The sequence below is a fragment of the Telluria sp. BA11 genome (assembly GCF_056680305.1).
The window spans coordinates 3,217,956-3,233,687 of record NZ_CM155275.1 but is presented as its reverse complement, the minus strand read 5'-3'; the positions used below and the strand labels follow the sequence as shown (position 1 = coordinate 3,233,687).

Here is a 15,732-nt window from a genome sequence, read left to right as displayed (position 1 = left end):
GCTCAGTGATCGAACACGACCGTCATTCCCGGGCGCAGTCCGGGCACCGGGGCAGTCGGGCGCAGCCTGACCTCGAAGGTGCGCAGATCGGTGCCGCCCGGGCGCGCGGCGCGCCAGGTGGCAAAGGCCGGCAAGGCGGACACCGTGGTGGCCTTGAACTGGACCCGTGTGTTGAGCGCGGGGATGGTGGCCTGGTGAACCGAACCCTGCGCATACGCCTTGAATGCATCTTCGCGCACGGCCACCACGGCCCAGACATCGGCCAGGTCGACCAGGGTAATGACGGGGAAGCCCTGCGGCGCCAGCTCACCGGCCTGGATCGCGAGCTTGGTCACCTCGCCCGCGGCGGGCGCCGTGATGCGCGTCTCGTCGAGCGCGGCGCCTGCTTCGTCCGCTACGCCGGCTACCTGCCGCGCCTGCGCCTCGGCAGCCTGGCGGTCTTCGGCACGGGCGCCCTGGCGCGCCAGCGCGTATTGGGCGCGGGCGGCGGTGGCCAGCTCGCTCGCCGAGCGCGCCTGGGCTTCGGCCTCGTCGCGTTTCTGGCGCGCGACGACGCCTTCGGCATACATCGCCCCGATGCGCTCGAACGTGACCCTGGCGAGACTGGCGCCCGCCTCGGCGCGCTCCCAGTTGGCGCGCGCGGCGACGATTTCTTCCGGCCGCGCGCCGGCCTGCACCTTCTGGCTGGTCGCGCGCGCGGCATCGCGCGCGGCTTCGGCCTGCGCCACCTTGGCCCGCACTTCGGGGCTGTCGAGCTCGAACAGCAGATCGCCGCGGGCGACACGCTGGCCCAGCTGCACATGGACCTGGCCAACCCGGCCCGGCACCTTCGACGACACATTGATTTCCTGCGCCTCGATCTGGCCCTGGAGCGGATCGCGGACCGGCTGGAAGGCCAGGTACAGGCCCCAGCCGAGCAGGGCGAGAATGACAATGCCGGTGCCGCCGGCAAGCAGGCCTTTGGTGGAAGGTTTTGCCATGATGCTTATTCTTTCGTGAGGTCGACGATGTGCGTGGCGGTCCGGGACAGCGCGCTCAGGCGCTCAGGCTCGCCGCTGGTGCCCAGCAATTTGGCCAGCGCCATGACGTAGTCGTAGCCGGCCTGGGCACGCTCGAGGGATGTTTTGGTGTAGTTGAGCGACGCGTCGGCAACGTCGGTCGACGTGGCCTGCCCGTTCTGGAACCCCACCTGCGCCAGGCGCTGCGTCTCGGCCGCCAGCTCGATCGCAGACCCCATCGCCAGGTAGCGCTGGCGGGCATCCTCCATGCTGCGCCACTGGCTTTCAGCCAGGGTCGGGATATCGCGCCCGGCCTGCTCTGCCGCCACCTCGACGCGCTGCTGCTCGAGCCGGGCGGCGGCGGTCATTTTTGCGCGGTCGATGCGCTCGACCAGCGGGACGCTGAGCGACACCCCGACCAGCCAGTTGGCGCGGCTGGAGCTGCCACGGTTGAGGTTATAGTTGGCGATCCCGATGACGGTCGGGCTGAATTCCCGGCCCTGCAGTTGCAGGGCGCCGTCCGCCTGCTTGCGCTTGCCTGCAATTTGTTTCCAGGCCGCGTTCGACGCCATGGCCGCATCGATGAACGAGGCCAGCGAGCCGGGCGACTCGGCATGCACGAACAGCGGCGTGGTCGGCGTGACGGCGCCGTGCGCGTCGAGCAGGCGGCGCAGCGCGAGCTGCGCGATCTCGAGGTCGCTGCCCGCCTTTGCCGCTTCCCTGACCGCATTGTCGACGGCGACATCGGCTTTCAGGCGCTCGACCTTCGCGATCAGCCCGCTACGCTCCATCTTGCGCGCCATGCGCTGATGCTCTTTGGCAAGCTCGGCCGCCGAGCTGCGCAACTGGCTGGCCTTGGCGGCAAGTTGCACTGTGAAATAGCGCTGCGCCAGCTGGATCGAGGCATCGTCCACGGCCGCCTGCACGCTCGCATGGGCTTCGTCCGCGCGGCCGGCGGCGATCTGCTTGACCGCATCGAGGCGCCCGCCCGTGTAGAGCGGCCAGACCGTGTTCAGACCGAGCGAATGGACGTTGAACACGCGGTCGACATTGATGGCTGGCGGGATGTCCGGCAGGTTCAGGGCCGGCAGCGGCGGTAGCGAGTCGAGCACCGGGTTGGCCAGCTGCGTAATGGCGCCGGTGTCGACGCTGAGGGTGGTCGAGACCCGCCCGGCAAAGCCGGACAGGCGCACATCCGGGCCATCGATGCGGCGCAGCGCCTCGGCCTGCAATTGCCTGGCCTGGAAATCGAGCCGGGCGCCACTTACGGCACCCGCACTGGTTTGCATCCGGCGCAGCGCCTCGGCATAGTCGATGCCGGTATCGGCCCGCGCGGGCAGGGTCAGCGCCACAAGCGCGGCGGCTGCAATTGCCCCAGGCAAAATAGCCTTCACTTTCATGCATTGCTCCGGTGTTCATTCGTCGATCCGCCCTCGTCGGGGCGGATGCTGTTGCTGGTCATGCATATTGCATGACTGGCATCATGGACGTAATGATAACGCCTCAAGCGTATTGACGGCTACCTGCTTGCGTTCGCTGTTCCAGGCTGGCAATCGTCCTAACGAACGCAGTCGTTATTCCTGCTGCGGTACGCTTGCCGCATACGCACACCCGTGCGATGGGAGATCGATCATGCATCACATTCGCTGCGGCAACGGCAAACCTTTGCTTCTGATTCATGGCCTCGGTGGCCATTGGCAGAGCTGGAATCCCATTCTGGCCGATCTCGCGAGCAGGCGCGAAGTCATCGCGGTGGACCTGCCTGGCTTTGGCCAGACGCCCAGGCTGGCCGGCGAAACTTCGATCCGCACGCTGGCGGATGAAACGGCGGCCTTTCTCCACGCCCAGGGCTTGACCGGCATCGACGCAGTCGGCAGCTCGATGGGAGCGCGGCTGGTGCTGGAACTGGCGCGCCGCGGTGGAATCGTTGGCGGCGTGGTGGCGCTTAATCCGGGCGGGTTCTGGCAGGGCTGGGAGCGGCACGCGTTCTTCAGTTCTATTTACCTGTCGATACGGCTGCTGCGGCTGCTGCGCCCCGTGTTGCCGGCGGTCTGCGCCAACCCGATTGGCCGCGCGCTGTTGCTGGCCCAATTCTCTTCCCGGGCAACCAAGCTGGCACCGGACATCGTGACCGATGAATTGTGCAGCTATGTGGCCTCGCCGGTGTTTGACGAAATGCTGGCTCAGCTCGCGTATGGCGAGGAGCAGCTAGGCGCGCCCCGCAACAGCATCACGCAGCCGCTCGTCATTGGTTGGGGACGACGTGACCGGGTCTGTTTCCCCTGGCAGGCCAGGCGGGCAATGGCCCTGTTCCCGGATGCCCAACTGCACTGGTTCGAGCGCTGCGGCCATTTCCCGCATTGGGATGCGCCGGCGGAAGCCGCGCAGCTGATTCTGAGCGCACTGGCCGGCACGCACGCCACTGCTGCTGCCGGGCTTGCTTATGCGGGCGATGGGCCCCATCTTGAACAATCCCTGAGTCTGCAACTGCCCGCGCGTTGATATTCACGGCCCGACACGTCGATGTGTCAATCAGTGTCGTCCGCGCCGTTGCCGGGCTCCGTTGAATGCAGCAGTGCCGGTGGGCTGCAACGCTGCCATTTGCCAAAAACAGGGCAGGTGCGACGGCGAATGCATCAACGTGGGAAGATAGACGTTATCGACTCATGACTCATCCAAGCAAAGGACATCAATGACACAACAAACTGAAACCGCGATCCTGGCCGGAGGCTGCTTCTGGGGCATGGAAGATCTGCTGCGCCGCATGCCTGGCGTGCTGTCCACGCGCGTCGGCTACACCGGCGGCGACGTGCCCAACGCTACGTACCGGAACCATGGCACGCACGCGGAAGCGCTCGAACTGGTGTTCGATCCAAGCCAGATCAGCTATCGCCGGATTCTCGAATTTTTCTTCCAGATCCACGATCCGACCACCCCGAACCGCCAGGGCAATGACCGGGGAATGAGCTATCGCTCCGCCATCTATTATCTCGACGACGCACAAAAGCAGATGGCCGAACAGACCATTGCCGACGTCGACGCATCCGGCCTCTGGCCCGGCAAAGCGGTTACCGAGATCGCTGCAGCGGGGCCTTTCTGGGAAGCCGAACCGGAACACCAGGACTATCTGGAGCGCATTCCGAACGGATACACCTGCCACTTCATCCGCCCGGACTGGAAGCTGCCCTCACGCCAGGAATCGAAATAATCCCGGTACCGCCCGGGCATGGAGTTGCCAGACCAGGGTGCACTATCCTCGGGCCGGTAACTCCATGGAAAAGCTGATGTAGCGACGTCAAGTTACACCGTATCCGCTTGATCCCGACCATCGGTTGCACGCTGAAGCGGAACTCCAACAGATGAACTTCAGTCCAAAAAGGACGTTCATTCCGGAGGTGCAACCATGAGATCTGTCTTGAAGTGGCTGGGTGCGTTGAGTCTGGCGGTTCTTCTGTCGTCCTGTGGAAGCAGTGACGACGATCTCGGCAACGTCGCCGAGGTCGCTCAAAAAAATGGTTTCACAGCATTGCTGGCCGCAGTCGACAAGGCAGGCATTGCCAGTACATTGACCGCCGCGAATGCCGACCTGACGGTTCTGGCCCCCACCGACGCAGCCTTCGGCGCACTGGCGACACAACTTGGTTTTACCAATGCCAGCGCCATGGTGGCGGCACTGCCAGCGGCCGACCTGGGCAAGATACTGCGCTACCATGTGATCCCCGGCGCCAGGTCCTCGGCGGCGCTAAGCACTACCGGCGCAACCGTGGCGACAGCCTACGTCTTCGACGGCGCAGCTGCCCGGCTCGCACTGAACACTTCATCCGGCGTGGCATTCACCGACGCCGTCCTGGCCAGGGCCAGCGTGACGACGGCCAATGTGTACGCCGATAACGGCATCATCCACGGGATCGACAAGGTCCTGATACCACCCGGCGTGCTCAATGTCGTGCAGATGGCCCAGACCAATCCGGCATCTTTCAGCTCGCTCGTCGGCGCAGTCGTGGCAACCGGTCTGGCACCTGCGCTTAGTGCAAGCGGCCCCTTTACCGTCTTCGCACCCAACAATGCCGCATTCGCCTCGGCGCCCACGGGCCTGACCAGGTCACAGCTCACGTCGGTCCTGACCTACCACGTGTTGCCGGCACAGGTCCTGTCTACTGCGATACCGTTTGGCACGCCGGTGGCGACTCTGGCGACGACAGCCCTCGACGGGTCAACGGTCGCGGCCCAGACCATCACGATCAACCGCAATCTGACGATTACCGACACCACGGCGGTGCCGGCCACCATCCTGGCAACGGACGTCCGCGCCAGCAACGGCGTCATTCATGTCATCGGAAAGGTGTTGATTCCTAGATAGGTGCACGTCCAGCCATGGCAGCGCTGCAGCGGCTAGTCCAGGACCGGGCGCAGACCAATCAAGCAATACAGACTAAGCGGCGTGCCTGTACTGACGCGGCTGGCTGCCAGCGTCCATGACGTTGACGACACCCTTGCGCCCGGCGATACTCGTTGCTCTTCGACCAATACGATGCACGATGCATGCTCGTCATCGGTCACTGACACGAATAACCTGGAGCGCGCATGCCGCCTGTTTCTGCTGCCATGATTACCAACGATGCCGTCGTCTTCGGCATGCTTGCCACCATACTCGGTACGGTCCTGTGGACCGCGGCACGCCCGGATGGTTTCTGGAAAAAGTTCTACAGCTATGTACCAGCCCTGCTGCTGTGCTACCTGCTGCCGTCGCTGCTGAACACACTTGGCGTCATCGACGGCGCGGCCTCAGGGCTCTACCCGATGGCGCGCGATTACCTGCTGCCCAGTTCTCTCGTGCTGCTGTGCGTGGCAATCGACTTCAAGGCGATCGTGCGGCTCGGTCCCAAGGCAATCATCATGTTCCTGACCGGCACGGTTGGCGTTATGCTCGGCGCCCTCGTCTCGTTCGAGGCCATGCGCGTGATCCATCCCGAGACAGTGGCCGGCGACACCTGGCGTGGCATGACCACGGTGGCCGGCTCCTGGATTGGCGGCGGGGCCAACCAGGCCGCCATGCGCGAGGTCTTCGATGTGGATGCCACGATGTTCGGCCAGTTCGTCGCTGTCGATGTGCTGGTAGGTAATTTGTGGACGGCCGTGTTGCTGTTTCTTGCCAGCCGCGCCCACGTATTCGATCGCTGGACAGGCGCGGACCTCACGGCGCTGAACCACTTGCGTGACAGCATCGAGCAATACCAGGCGCAGCACGCGCGGATCCCGACCACGGCCGACATCATGGTAATTCTTGCCATCGGCCTGGGCGCGACCGGCCTGTCCCATTTCCTGTCCCAGCCGCTGGTTGGGTGGATCGCATCCCTGCCGGCTGAGTGGCGCCTGCAGGATTACAGCCTGACATCGGGCTTTTTCTGGATCGTCGTGATCGCCACCACCATCGGTTTGCTGCTCAGCTTTACAAAGGCCCGCACATTCGAGGGCGCCGGGGCTTCGCGCATCGGCTCAGTGATGCTGTACGTGCTGGTCGCCACGATCGGCATGCAGATGGACCTGAGCGCTCTGGTCGATCGCCCCTGGCTGTTCCTGCTCGGCTTTATCTGGATCGCGTTCCACGGCGGCCTGATGATCCTGATGGCCAAACTGATCCGTGCACCGCTCTTCATGATGGCGGTGGGCTCGCAAGCCAACATCGGTGCAGCAGCATCGGCGCCGGTGGTTGCCAGCGCCTTCCATCCGGCGCTCGCGCCGGTTGGCGTGTTGCTCGCCGTGCTGGGCTATGCACTGGGCACCTATGGCGCCTACATCACGGGGATTTCCCTGCGCGCGATTGCTGGCGGGTAAACACGGGCCGCCGGCGCGCGCCGCTTAAGGATGACCTCATCAGCGGGCTGTTAGAATTTGGGACAATCTTTCTCTCTTTATTTGCAGGAGTACTCAAATCCTCGGCTTTCTCGTCAAACTGGCCATCGGCAAGCCAAAACTGGTGCTTGCCCTCGTGGTGGCGCTGCTGGCAGTGTTGGCTGGCACGATCACCTACACCGGCTACCTCGTGATCGGGGTCGTGGCCGAGTATCTCGGCACGGGCCGGTTCGTGGCCGGCTTGCTGCTTGGCATTCTGTTCGCCAGGTTTCCTTCGGTTAGCCAAGGCAAGCTGCGCCTTGTTGGCCTGCTGCCCAAGCCTGTCCGTCGCCCGCTCATGGTGACCCTGGTCGCACTCTGCCTGCTGCACTTCGTGTGGCAGGGCGACTACGTACCAGCATTGTTCACCGGGTTTGTAACGGCGTTTCTTCTTGCCTTCCCCTGGTTGCGCAAAACCCTGTTTGCTCGAGTGTCTTCGTCGTTCTCCAGGTTCATGCCTGGTCAGCGCCCGCCTGAGCGCAACGACGACATGGTGATCGAGGGCGAATTCAAGGAGCGCAAGGACTAAGCGGCTGAGCTTCCCCGGCAACGGGCGACTACGCATTCAGAAGGTGCAGCCGCATCCCTCTTGCATGCAACCCGTATGGCCCACAGTGGTATGCTGCGCCCTCATACTCCGAAGCCAATGCCATGACCAATAAAAAACAGCCTTCCGCCCGCCAGCCAGCCGAGACGCCCGCCGGCCGGGCCGAAAATCCCTTCCTGGACGTCGAGTTCTACCAGCGCATGCGCGACTACACCGAGCGCGATGCCGCCTTTTCGAAGGAGCTGAAGGCCATCGGCGACAGCGGCGCGGGCAAGCACAGCACCGACATCCGCGAAGCGCCGTCACTGGCATTGCTGCGCGCCGTCGTCAAGAAAGGCTTGTCGCTGGAGACCATGTTGGGCCGCATGGCGCAGGGTGTGGAACTGGGTTTGTGGGAACCATGGATGAGCGCCTTCGGCATCGAGATCCGCGGCGTCAACTACGCAAAAACAGAGCAGCGCAATGCCCGTCTGGTGCTCGACATGAGCCTGGCGTGCAAGGTCAATTCGGTGTTTGCCAATGCAGGCGTCGTCAACTGGCGCAGCCTGGTGGCGCAGGATTGCGCGCAGATCCAGATCGACAAGCCGACCGAGAAATCCGGCGCCAAGGTCTATGCCATCTTCTTCCTGGATGCGCCAGGAAAGTGATTTTTAACAGCGTAATGCGCACCATCTGATCATTCAATCAGCCCCGCCACCAGGAGCCCCCCATGGACCGACGCCACTTTCTCGCCGCACTGGCGGCATGCGCAACGCCCGTGGCAGGCGCCGCCCCATCACCATGGCCGCTGCTGCAGCGCGGCGGCTACGTCATCCTGATGCGCCATGCCGCGACGGTGCCGGGAATCGGCGATCCGCCCGGTTTCAAGCTCGGCGTGTGCAGCACCCAGCGCAACCTGTCGCAGTCGGGTCGTACGGATGCTACCAGGATCGGGGCAGCCTTTCGCAAGCATGGGGTGCCGGTGGGCCCGGTGCTGTCGAGCCACTGGTGCCGCTGTGTCGACACTGCCCGGCTCGCGTTCGGCCGGGTCGAACCCAGCGAGATGGTCGATTCGATGTTCCAGGATGACGACGCGGCGCGTGAGCGCAAGCTGGCGCAGCTGCGCGCCTATCTGGCGGAATACAAGGATCCCGGCAACCTGGTGCTGGTGACCCATGACGTAAACATCCGCGCGCTGGTTGGCAAGTACGTCGAACAGGGCGACATTGTCATCGCCACCCGCAGCCCCGATGGCGCTTTGCGCATCGCAATGACAGTGCCGGTGGCGCAGCTGACGGGCTGACCGGCCCTACCAGGGCAATTCGGCGCCGTTGTACGATCTGAACGAACCGCTGTCGGCCGGCGTCAGCGCATCAAGTACCTCCAGCATGTCGGCGGCAGCGGCCTGGGCCGGTCGCCCGATGATCTCACCCCGAAACGGTTTCGACAGCCGTGAATTCACGGTCCCCGGATGCAGGGCGACCAGCACGCTGTTCTTTTGCGTGCGCGCCACTTCGATTGCCGCAGTTTTTATGAGCATGTTCAGGGCCGCCTTCGACGCGCGGTAGCTGTACCAGCCACCCAGGCGATTGTCGCCGATGCTGCCCACCTTGGCCGACAACATGGCCATGATGGCGCGCTCCCCTGCCAGCAACGGCGCGAAATGGCGCATGACCAGCGCCGGACCGAAGGTGTTCGCCATGAAGGTTGCCTGCATCTGCGGGTAGTTCAGGTCGGCCAGACGCTTCTCGGGCATCGTTGCGCCGTCGTGCAACACACCGGTCGCATTCACGATCAGGTGGTAGCGCGGCCCGCCGGCGAGCGCCAGCGCTGCCGCGGCAACACTGGCCTCGTCCGCGAAATCGATCGCGGGCGCCGACTGGCGGTGCAGCGCCCGCACCGAGGCGCAGCGCGGCGACTGTTCCAGCAGATCGACAAAGGCCGCGCCGATCGTCCCTGAGGCGCCGATAACCAGCGCATGAAATTGATCCGGCAAACTGTTCATCATGATGTCGTGCTCCGCCGTTGTACGTGCATCGAGTGTACCGAAGGCAGGTCATGCCATCACCGTCATGCGACGACAACGACGGGTCAATACACGGGCTGACCCGCGCTGCTGCGCGATCATTCCCCGGCAGCCCCATGTTATTCTTGCATCGCCCCGACCACCACGAGACCCCATGACCCGCTCGCTTCCCCTGCTCCTGTGCACCCTGCTGTGCGCCGCCCTCCCCGCCATGGCCCAGGTCAAAACGCCGGCCACGCCGGAAAAAATGAACCAGCTGTACGCCGAATACTGGGAAGACTATCTGCGCGAAAATCCGATCGCCGCGACCTTCAACGGCGACGCGCGTTACAACGACCGCTTCGGCCCCGTCTCGTCGGCCGAGGAGCGCAAGCAAAGCCGCGCGCTGTCGGAAAAATATCTCGCCGCCAGCGCCAAGTTCGATCCGGCGCCGCTGCCGGCCGAAGACCGCATCAGCTATGACTTGCTGCGCTACCGCCTGCAGCAAGTCCTCGACGGCCTGCGCTTTCCGTCCGACCTGGTGCCGGTGGATCAGTTCTCGGGCCTGCACCTGATGATGGCCCAGCTGGGTTCCGGCGCCTCGACGCAGCCGTTCCAGACCGTTCAGGATTACGACAACTGGCTGGCGCGCGCCGCGGGCTACGCCCCGGCGGTCGACAACGTGATTGCCGACATGCGCCTCGGGATCAAGCAGGGCATCGTGATGCCGAAGGCGTTGATCAGCCGCGTCTTGCCGCAGCTCGAGAGTGTTGGCAGCGATGATCTGGCGACCAGCACCTATATGGGCCCGGTGAAGAAGTTCCCGGCCTCGTTCAGTGCCGCCGACAAGGCACGCCTGACCGACGCATACGGCAAGCTGGTGCGCGAACAGCTCGCGCCCGCCAACCGCAAGCTGCTCACGTTCATGCGCGACACCTACCTGCCGGCCGGCCGCACCACGGCCGGCATCGGCGCCCTGCCCGGTGGCAAGGAATGGTATGCCTTCCGGGCGCGCCAGTCGACCACGACCGACCTGACGCCGGCGCAGATTCACGATATTGGCCTGTCCGAAGTAGCGCGCATCCGCGCCCAGTTCGAAGAGGCCAAGGTGCGCGTGGGCTTCAAGGGCACGCTCAGGCAATTTTTCGATCACCTGAACAATGCGCCAGAGCTGCGCTTCAAGTCGCGCGAGGAAATCCAGGCCGCCTATGAAGGCGTGCGGCCGCAGGTCGAGGCCAAGGTGGGCCAGCTGTTCGCGAATGTGCCGAAGGCGCCGTTTGAAATCCGCCCGGTCGAAGCATTCCGCGAAGTGAGCGCAGCGCCCGCGTCATACCAGCGCGGTTCCGTCGACGGCAAGCGGCCCGGCATCTTCTATTACAACGCCTACAAGCCCGAGACACGCACGCGCTTTACCACCAATGCGTTCTTCCTGCACGAAGCGATTCCCGGCCACCACTTCGAGCGCAGCCTGGCGCAGGAAACGACCGGCCTGCCGGCCTTCCGCCGCTTTGGCGGCAGCACCGCGTTCTCGGAAGGCTGGGGCCTGTACAGCGAAATGCTGGGCCAGGAAATCGGCATGTACGACGACCCGTGGCAGTGGATCGGTCGCCTGACGGCCGAGATCTGGCGCGGCGTGCGCCTGGTGGTCGACACCGGCATCCACGAGAAAGGCTGGACGCGCGAACAGGCCATCGCCTACTTCATGGACAACGTGCCGCAGAACGAAGTGACGGCAGTGCAGGAAGTCGAGCGCTATATCGCGGTGCCCGGCCAGGCGCTCAGCTACAAGATCGGTGAACTCAAGCTGCGCGAACTGCGCGCACGCGCTGAGAAAACGCTGGGCAAGGACTTCGATCTGCGCGCCTTCCACAACGAAGTGCTGTCGCACGGCGCGGTGCCGCTCGACGTGCTGGAAGCGGCGACCGATCGCTGGATTGCGGCGCAGAAGAAAAGCTGAACCGCAGCTAGTTACCGCCCTGCGCCTGCGCCATCTCGATCGCGGGCAAGGTGACCGTCAGGAATGACGACACCTGCCCGATGAGTTCGGCAGCCTGCTGCCGAACTTGGCCCATCTGCAGGATTGACAGCTCGGCCTGGCGCACTGCCTGCTGGAGCAGCGTGCGGCGCTGCACGAGCGCGTCGAGCAAGGCGACATCGGCCGAATCGCCGGCCAGTGTCGAGACCACCGCCAGCGTGGCCGAATGCAGGCTCAGGTTTTGCGCCGACGCTTCCAGATTGCGCGTGACGACATCGCTGTCGGCGATCAGCTGCACCAGTTGCGCGCGGGCAGACGTCAAGGCTGGCTTGAACTCCACGGGCGACGTCGCGCGCCGAAACAGCTTGCCGAACATGCCCGCCGGCGCGCGGGTGGTCTCGAGCGCCGCGTCGAGCAATGCCGGCACCGCCATCTGCGTGAACGACAGCACCAGCTCGGTCACCGGCCGCAGCAGCGCAGCCTGCTCCATCAGCGGCGCCTCGCCCCATTCCGTCACCAGAGACAGCCTGACCGGCAGGATGCGGCGGAACAAGGCGGCAAAGCGTTGCTCGGCGTGCGCAAACAAGACTGGATAATCGGCCCGGGCAATGGCCAGCGCGTCACGCACCGCCGGGTGATCTTCACTGTCGAACAGCGCCCTGGGCGCAGCCTTCGCAGTAGCGCCTGACACCGCCGGGACGGCTGGCAGGTCGTCGAATGACAGCGGCCTGGGCGGGCTGTGGCGCACGGGCGGCGCCGAGTCGGCATGCGTGTCGCCGAAATCGAGCGCGCGCGGCGTGGCCGGCGCCTCGACCGGATCGGGAGGCGCCCCGGCCGCCTCACCGAAATCAAATGGCTTGGGCATCAGCAAACGGTGGGCGAGCAGCGCGGGTGGTCGGCCTCAGACCGTGCCACCCAGCTTGCGGATGAACGTCGCCAGATTGAGCTTGAAACCGGCGCCGACCGCCTGGAAGCGCCATTCGCCATCCCGGCGGTACAGCGAGCCAAACTGAAGCGCAGTCTTGTCCGAGTAGTCTTCGTTCAGGTCGTACTGCGCGATCGTCTCGCCCGTGTCGTCGTTGTACACCTTCACGTAGGCGCCACTGACGCGGCCGAAATTCTGCTTGCGCACCTCGGCGTCGTGGATCGTGACGACGATCGGCATTTCCACCACGGCCGCTTCGACTTTGGCCAGGTCGACGATGATGACTTCGTCGTCGCCATCCTTGTCGCCCGTGCGGTTGTCGCCCGAGTGCACCACCGCGCCATCGGGTGACGTGGTGTGGTTGTAATAGACGAAGTGGGCGTTGCTGATCATGACCGGGTGGTCGTCCGCGTCCTTCTTGCACAGGAAGACGGATGAATCGAGGTCGAACGCCTGGCCTTCGGCCGCATTGACCTTCCAGCCCAGGCCGATACGAACGCGCTTCAGGCCCGGCGCCGTCTTTTCGAGGTTGATGCGGTGGCCGGTTTCGAGCGTTGTCGACATGGATATTCCTTTATGAATGTGTGGGTCAGGTCGTGATTACTGCGCGCCGGGCGTTGACGCCGACGAGAAGCGCGTGATCAGTTCGCGCTCGAGTTCCTGCAACTTCGGCAGCTCGTCCCTGCGGCGCTGCTGGCCTTCGTTGGAGATTTGCTCGAGCTTGTCGAATGCGGTCATCAGCTGCGTCTGCACGTGCTGGGCGGTTTCCAGGCTGACGATCGAGCGCTGCTTGACGCGGGCCACGGTCTCGGTATTTTCCAGCAGCATGTCGGCCTGGGTGCGGAAGGCCGCGTCGGTCGCGTCGTAGGCGGCGTTGGCCACGGCCGCGCTCTGTTTGGCTTCGAGCTGCAGCAGGTACAGCGAGAACACGTTGCGCCAGGCCGGGATCGACACGTTGACGATATCGGTGAAGGTGTCGGTCAGCGCGCGCGCATTGTCCTGCGACAGCCGGATTTGCGGCACCATCTGCGTGGCCATCAGCATCGCGCGGCGCAGGTCGTCGATGCGCTTTTCGAGCCGCTCCAGACGCCGCCGCAGTTCGGTCGCCTGCTGCGCCTCGAACGCGTTGGCCGGCGCCGCCTGCTGCGCGACGGCCTGCTGCAATTTGGCGGCCCATGCTTCGCCCTTTTTGACATCGGCGTCCAGGCCCTGGTAATAGATTTCCAGGCCCTTGTACATCTCGTCGAAATCGTTGATGCGGCCGCGGTGCACGTTGGCATGGCGCGTCATTTCGGTCACCAAGGTGTCCATGCGCGATTCGACTACCTGATACTGCGACAGCATCTTTTCCTTGACCGAGCCAAACATGCCAGTCACGCGCGCCATCAGGCCGCCAGAGCGAAGCTTGGCCGGGTCGAGGCCCTTGGCGGTAGCGATCAGTTCGTTCAGCTGCGCGCCGAAGACATCGGCGTCGGAGGCGCGCACGGTGCCCAGCAGCTTGGCCGACACCTTGGCCACGCTGGCACCAGTCGCGCCGCCCAGGGACTCGATGGCCTTGTCGTCAATGCCGGAGATATCGACGCGCACCAGCGGCGCCGCGCTCGCCTCGGGACGCAGTGCCGGCAGCGTGTCGGTGCCGGCAGGACTGAACAAGGGCGGCAGCGCCGGCGCCGGGGTGGCCGGCACTGTGGATGGCACTGCGGATGCTGCGTTCGCTTCTTCTTCGGCGGAGAACAGCGGCTTCATGGCAATCCTTCAGGTGTGAGGTGACGATATTGATAGCTTACCACCGGTCAAACCGGCTGAGCGAGTGTCACCTGACGACTGCGCCTGACGTCGTCGTCACGGTACGGATGCCATGTGTCGGCGCGCGCCCGCAGCCGCTACAATCCTTCCATGAAGATGCGCAAGAAATCCGAGCTGCCCACCAAGACCTGCGCCCACTGCGCGCTGCCGTTTACCTGGCGCAAGAAGTGGGCGCGCGACTGGGAACAGGTCAAATATTGCTCGGAACGGTGCCGTCGTGCGGCGCCGCCGGACCGGTCACCACCACAGTCCGGCTGACGGTCGTCCTGCGCCCGTCGCGCCCCACCGCCGTCGCCGTCACCGCATGCACGCCCGGCGTTGAAAAGCTGTGACTGGCGCTCGCACTGCCGACGCCGCCCTCCTCCACGACCTTGCGCGCCCCCGCTACTGCCGTCACCGCTCGCTGATGCCCATCCGGATACCCGATGCTCCGGGCGATGTGTGAATTTTCTCCGGACACGAGGTGCGCCGCTCATGGAACCTCGCGCGGCGCAGGGTGTCCTATCAACACCTGCGGCCCTCGACACTGCCACCACGCTCTCCACCGGTATCCGCTGGTATCCCGCTGGTATTCGCTGCTGTCCGCTGCTGTTTCACATTGCAATGTTGATCCGAAGGAGACCACGATGAAAATCTACGGCGCCGAGTTTCTCGGCACATTCTGGCTGGTGATGGGCGGGTGCGGCAGCGCGGTGCTGGCTGCCGCATTTCCCGAACTGGGCATCGGCCTGCACGGCGTCGCCCTCGCTTTCGGCTTGTCCGTGCTGACAATGGCGTACGCGATCGGCCACATCTCGGGTTGCCATCTGAATCCGGCGGTCTCGATCGGCCTCTGGGCCGGGGGCCGCTTTCCCGCGCGAGAACTGTTTCCTTATATCGTGGCGCAGGTCGCCGGCGGCATCCTCGCTGGCGGCGTGCTGTATGTGATTGCCAGCGGCGCCCCTGGCTTTGACAGCGCCAATGGCTTTGCTGCTAATGGCTACGGCGATCATTCGCCAGGCGGTTATTCGCTGCTGGCAGGGCTGCTGAGCGAAGTCGTCATGACCACCTTCTTCCTGCTGATTATTTTGGGGGCGACCGACCGGCATGCGCCCAAAGGGTTTGCGCCCGTCGCAATCGGTTTCGCGCTGACGCTGATTCACCTGATCAGCATCCCTGTGACAAACACGTCCGTCAATCCTGCACGCAGCACGGCCGTTGCCGTGTTTGCCGGCGACTGGGCCGTGGGGCAGCTATGGCTGTTCTGGATCGCGCCCATCGCCGGCGCCTTGCTCGGCGCTGCGCTCTACCGCGTCATTGGTGCGCAGGCGCCGGTGTCGGAACCGGTCGACGCGCCCGCCTACGGCCATGTGGAGCGCCGTCAGCGACAGGTACGGGGCAGCGGCGTCGGCCGCGAGCAAGCCCAGCATTGACGTTCGGGCATCTGATCTGCAGGGGCGGCAGACCGCCGGGTCGCTGAGCCACGCCATCTTTCTGCGGCGTGATTTGTTGTTTTTTCTGCACATTTGTCGATGCCCTTGGTGCGCGCGCCAGTGGCGTAGCAGGCGCGCATTCTAGGGGGCGCACACAATATGAGGCATTGTCTTACATGATTAAACCCACATC

16 protein-coding genes are annotated in these 15,732 nt (G+C 64.5%); 10 read left to right on the top strand and 6 right to left on the bottom strand.

All coding sequences use genetic code 11. From position 1 onward, the window contains the following. Nucleotides 1-2 precede the first annotated feature (2 nt). On the bottom strand, nt 3-980 hold the full coding sequence (locus AC1MGT_RS14205) for an HlyD family secretion protein (RefSeq protein WP_499500718.1): 978 nt from the start codon (nt 978-980) through the stop codon (nt 3-5). Between the two features lie 5 nt (nt 981-985). Then, nucleotides 986-2,398: a TolC family protein gene (locus tag AC1MGT_RS14200; RefSeq protein ID WP_499500717.1), complete on the bottom strand. Its 1,413-nt coding sequence runs from the start codon at nt 2,396-2,398 to the stop codon at nt 986-988. A 232-nt stretch (nt 2,399-2,630) separates the two neighbouring features. Between AC1MGT_RS14200 and AC1MGT_RS14195 the strand changes: the two genes are divergently transcribed. From AC1MGT_RS14195 to AC1MGT_RS14165, 7 genes are all read left to right on the top strand, one after another. Beyond that, nucleotides 2,631-3,500, top strand: coding sequence for an alpha/beta fold hydrolase (locus AC1MGT_RS14195; RefSeq protein WP_499500716.1), 870 nt, complete (start codon nt 2,631-2,633; stop codon nt 3,498-3,500). 190 nt (nt 3,501-3,690) lie between these two features. Continuing rightward, nucleotides 3,691-4,206 carry a peptide-methionine (S)-S-oxide reductase MsrA gene (gene msrA / locus AC1MGT_RS14190; protein ID WP_499500715.1) on the top strand — a complete coding sequence of 172 codons (516 nt, stop codon included), beginning with the start codon at nt 3,691-3,693 and terminating at the stop codon, nt 4,204-4,206. A gap of 195 nt (nt 4,207-4,401) precedes the next feature. After that, nucleotides 4,402-5,358 (top strand): fasciclin domain-containing protein, encoded by a 957-nt coding sequence (locus tag AC1MGT_RS14185; protein ID WP_499500713.1) that lies wholly within the window; start codon nt 4,402-4,404, stop codon nt 5,356-5,358. 224 nt (nt 5,359-5,582) lie between these two features. Continuing rightward, nucleotides 5,583-6,833 (top strand): DUF819 family protein, encoded by a 1,251-nt coding sequence (locus tag AC1MGT_RS14180; RefSeq protein WP_499500712.1) that lies wholly within the window; start codon nt 5,583-5,585, stop codon nt 6,831-6,833. Between the two features lie 142 nt (nt 6,834-6,975). Continuing rightward, a complete protein-coding gene (locus tag AC1MGT_RS14175) occupies nt 6,976-7,419 on the top strand; it encodes an FxsA family protein (protein ID WP_499500710.1) in 444 nt (147 codons plus the stop codon). Nucleotides 7,420-7,541: 122 nt separating this feature from the next. Then, nucleotides 7,542-8,084: a hypothetical protein gene (locus tag AC1MGT_RS14170; protein ID WP_499500709.1), complete on the top strand. Its 543-nt coding sequence runs from the start codon at nt 7,542-7,544 to the stop codon at nt 8,082-8,084. Between the two features lie 62 nt (nt 8,085-8,146). Continuing rightward, nucleotides 8,147-8,719 (top strand): histidine phosphatase family protein, encoded by a 573-nt coding sequence (locus AC1MGT_RS14165; protein ID WP_499500708.1) that lies wholly within the window; start codon nt 8,147-8,149, stop codon nt 8,717-8,719. A gap of 6 nt (nt 8,720-8,725) precedes the next feature. Here AC1MGT_RS14165 and AC1MGT_RS14160 read toward each other — a convergent pair whose 3' ends face one another. Further along, nucleotides 8,726-9,421, bottom strand: a complete 696-nt coding sequence (locus tag AC1MGT_RS14160) for an SDR family NAD(P)-dependent oxidoreductase (RefSeq protein WP_499504291.1) — start codon at nt 9,419-9,421, stop codon at nt 8,726-8,728. Between the two features lie 175 nt (nt 9,422-9,596). On the opposite strand from AC1MGT_RS14160, the gene AC1MGT_RS14155 reads away from it, so the two are divergent. After that, complete coding sequence (locus AC1MGT_RS14155; protein ID WP_499500707.1) at nt 9,597-11,378, top strand: DUF885 domain-containing protein; 1,782 nt, start codon at nt 9,597-9,599, stop codon at nt 11,376-11,378. A 7-nt stretch (nt 11,379-11,385) separates the two neighbouring features. Here AC1MGT_RS14155 and AC1MGT_RS14150 read toward each other — a convergent pair whose 3' ends face one another. The 3 genes from AC1MGT_RS14150 to AC1MGT_RS14140 are packed head-to-tail and all read right to left on the bottom strand — an operon-like array spanning nt 11,386 to nt 14,067. Next, nucleotides 11,386-12,261 (bottom strand): hypothetical protein, encoded by an 876-nt coding sequence (locus AC1MGT_RS14150; RefSeq protein WP_499500706.1) that lies wholly within the window; start codon nt 12,259-12,261, stop codon nt 11,386-11,388. 36 nt (nt 12,262-12,297) lie between these two features. After that, nucleotides 12,298-12,885 carry a TerD family protein gene (locus tag AC1MGT_RS14145; RefSeq protein ID WP_258837359.1) on the bottom strand — a complete coding sequence of 196 codons (588 nt, stop codon included), beginning with the start codon at nt 12,883-12,885 and terminating at the stop codon, nt 12,298-12,300. Between the two features lie 36 nt (nt 12,886-12,921). Further along, complete coding sequence (locus AC1MGT_RS14140; protein WP_499500705.1) at nt 12,922-14,067, bottom strand: toxic anion resistance protein; 1,146 nt, start codon at nt 14,065-14,067, stop codon at nt 12,922-12,924. A gap of 150 nt (nt 14,068-14,217) precedes the next feature. On the opposite strand from AC1MGT_RS14140, the gene AC1MGT_RS14135 reads away from it, so the two are divergent. Together AC1MGT_RS14135 and aqpZ are read left to right on the top strand one after the other, a co-directional pair. Continuing rightward, nucleotides 14,218-14,385, top strand: a complete 168-nt coding sequence (locus AC1MGT_RS14135) for a DUF2256 domain-containing protein (protein ID WP_258837422.1) — start codon at nt 14,218-14,220, stop codon at nt 14,383-14,385. A 368-nt stretch (nt 14,386-14,753) separates the two neighbouring features. Then, nucleotides 14,754-15,539, top strand: coding sequence for an aquaporin Z (aqpZ, locus tag AC1MGT_RS14130; protein WP_499500704.1), 786 nt, complete (start codon nt 14,754-14,756; stop codon nt 15,537-15,539). Nucleotides 15,540-15,732: the final 193 nt, after the last annotated feature.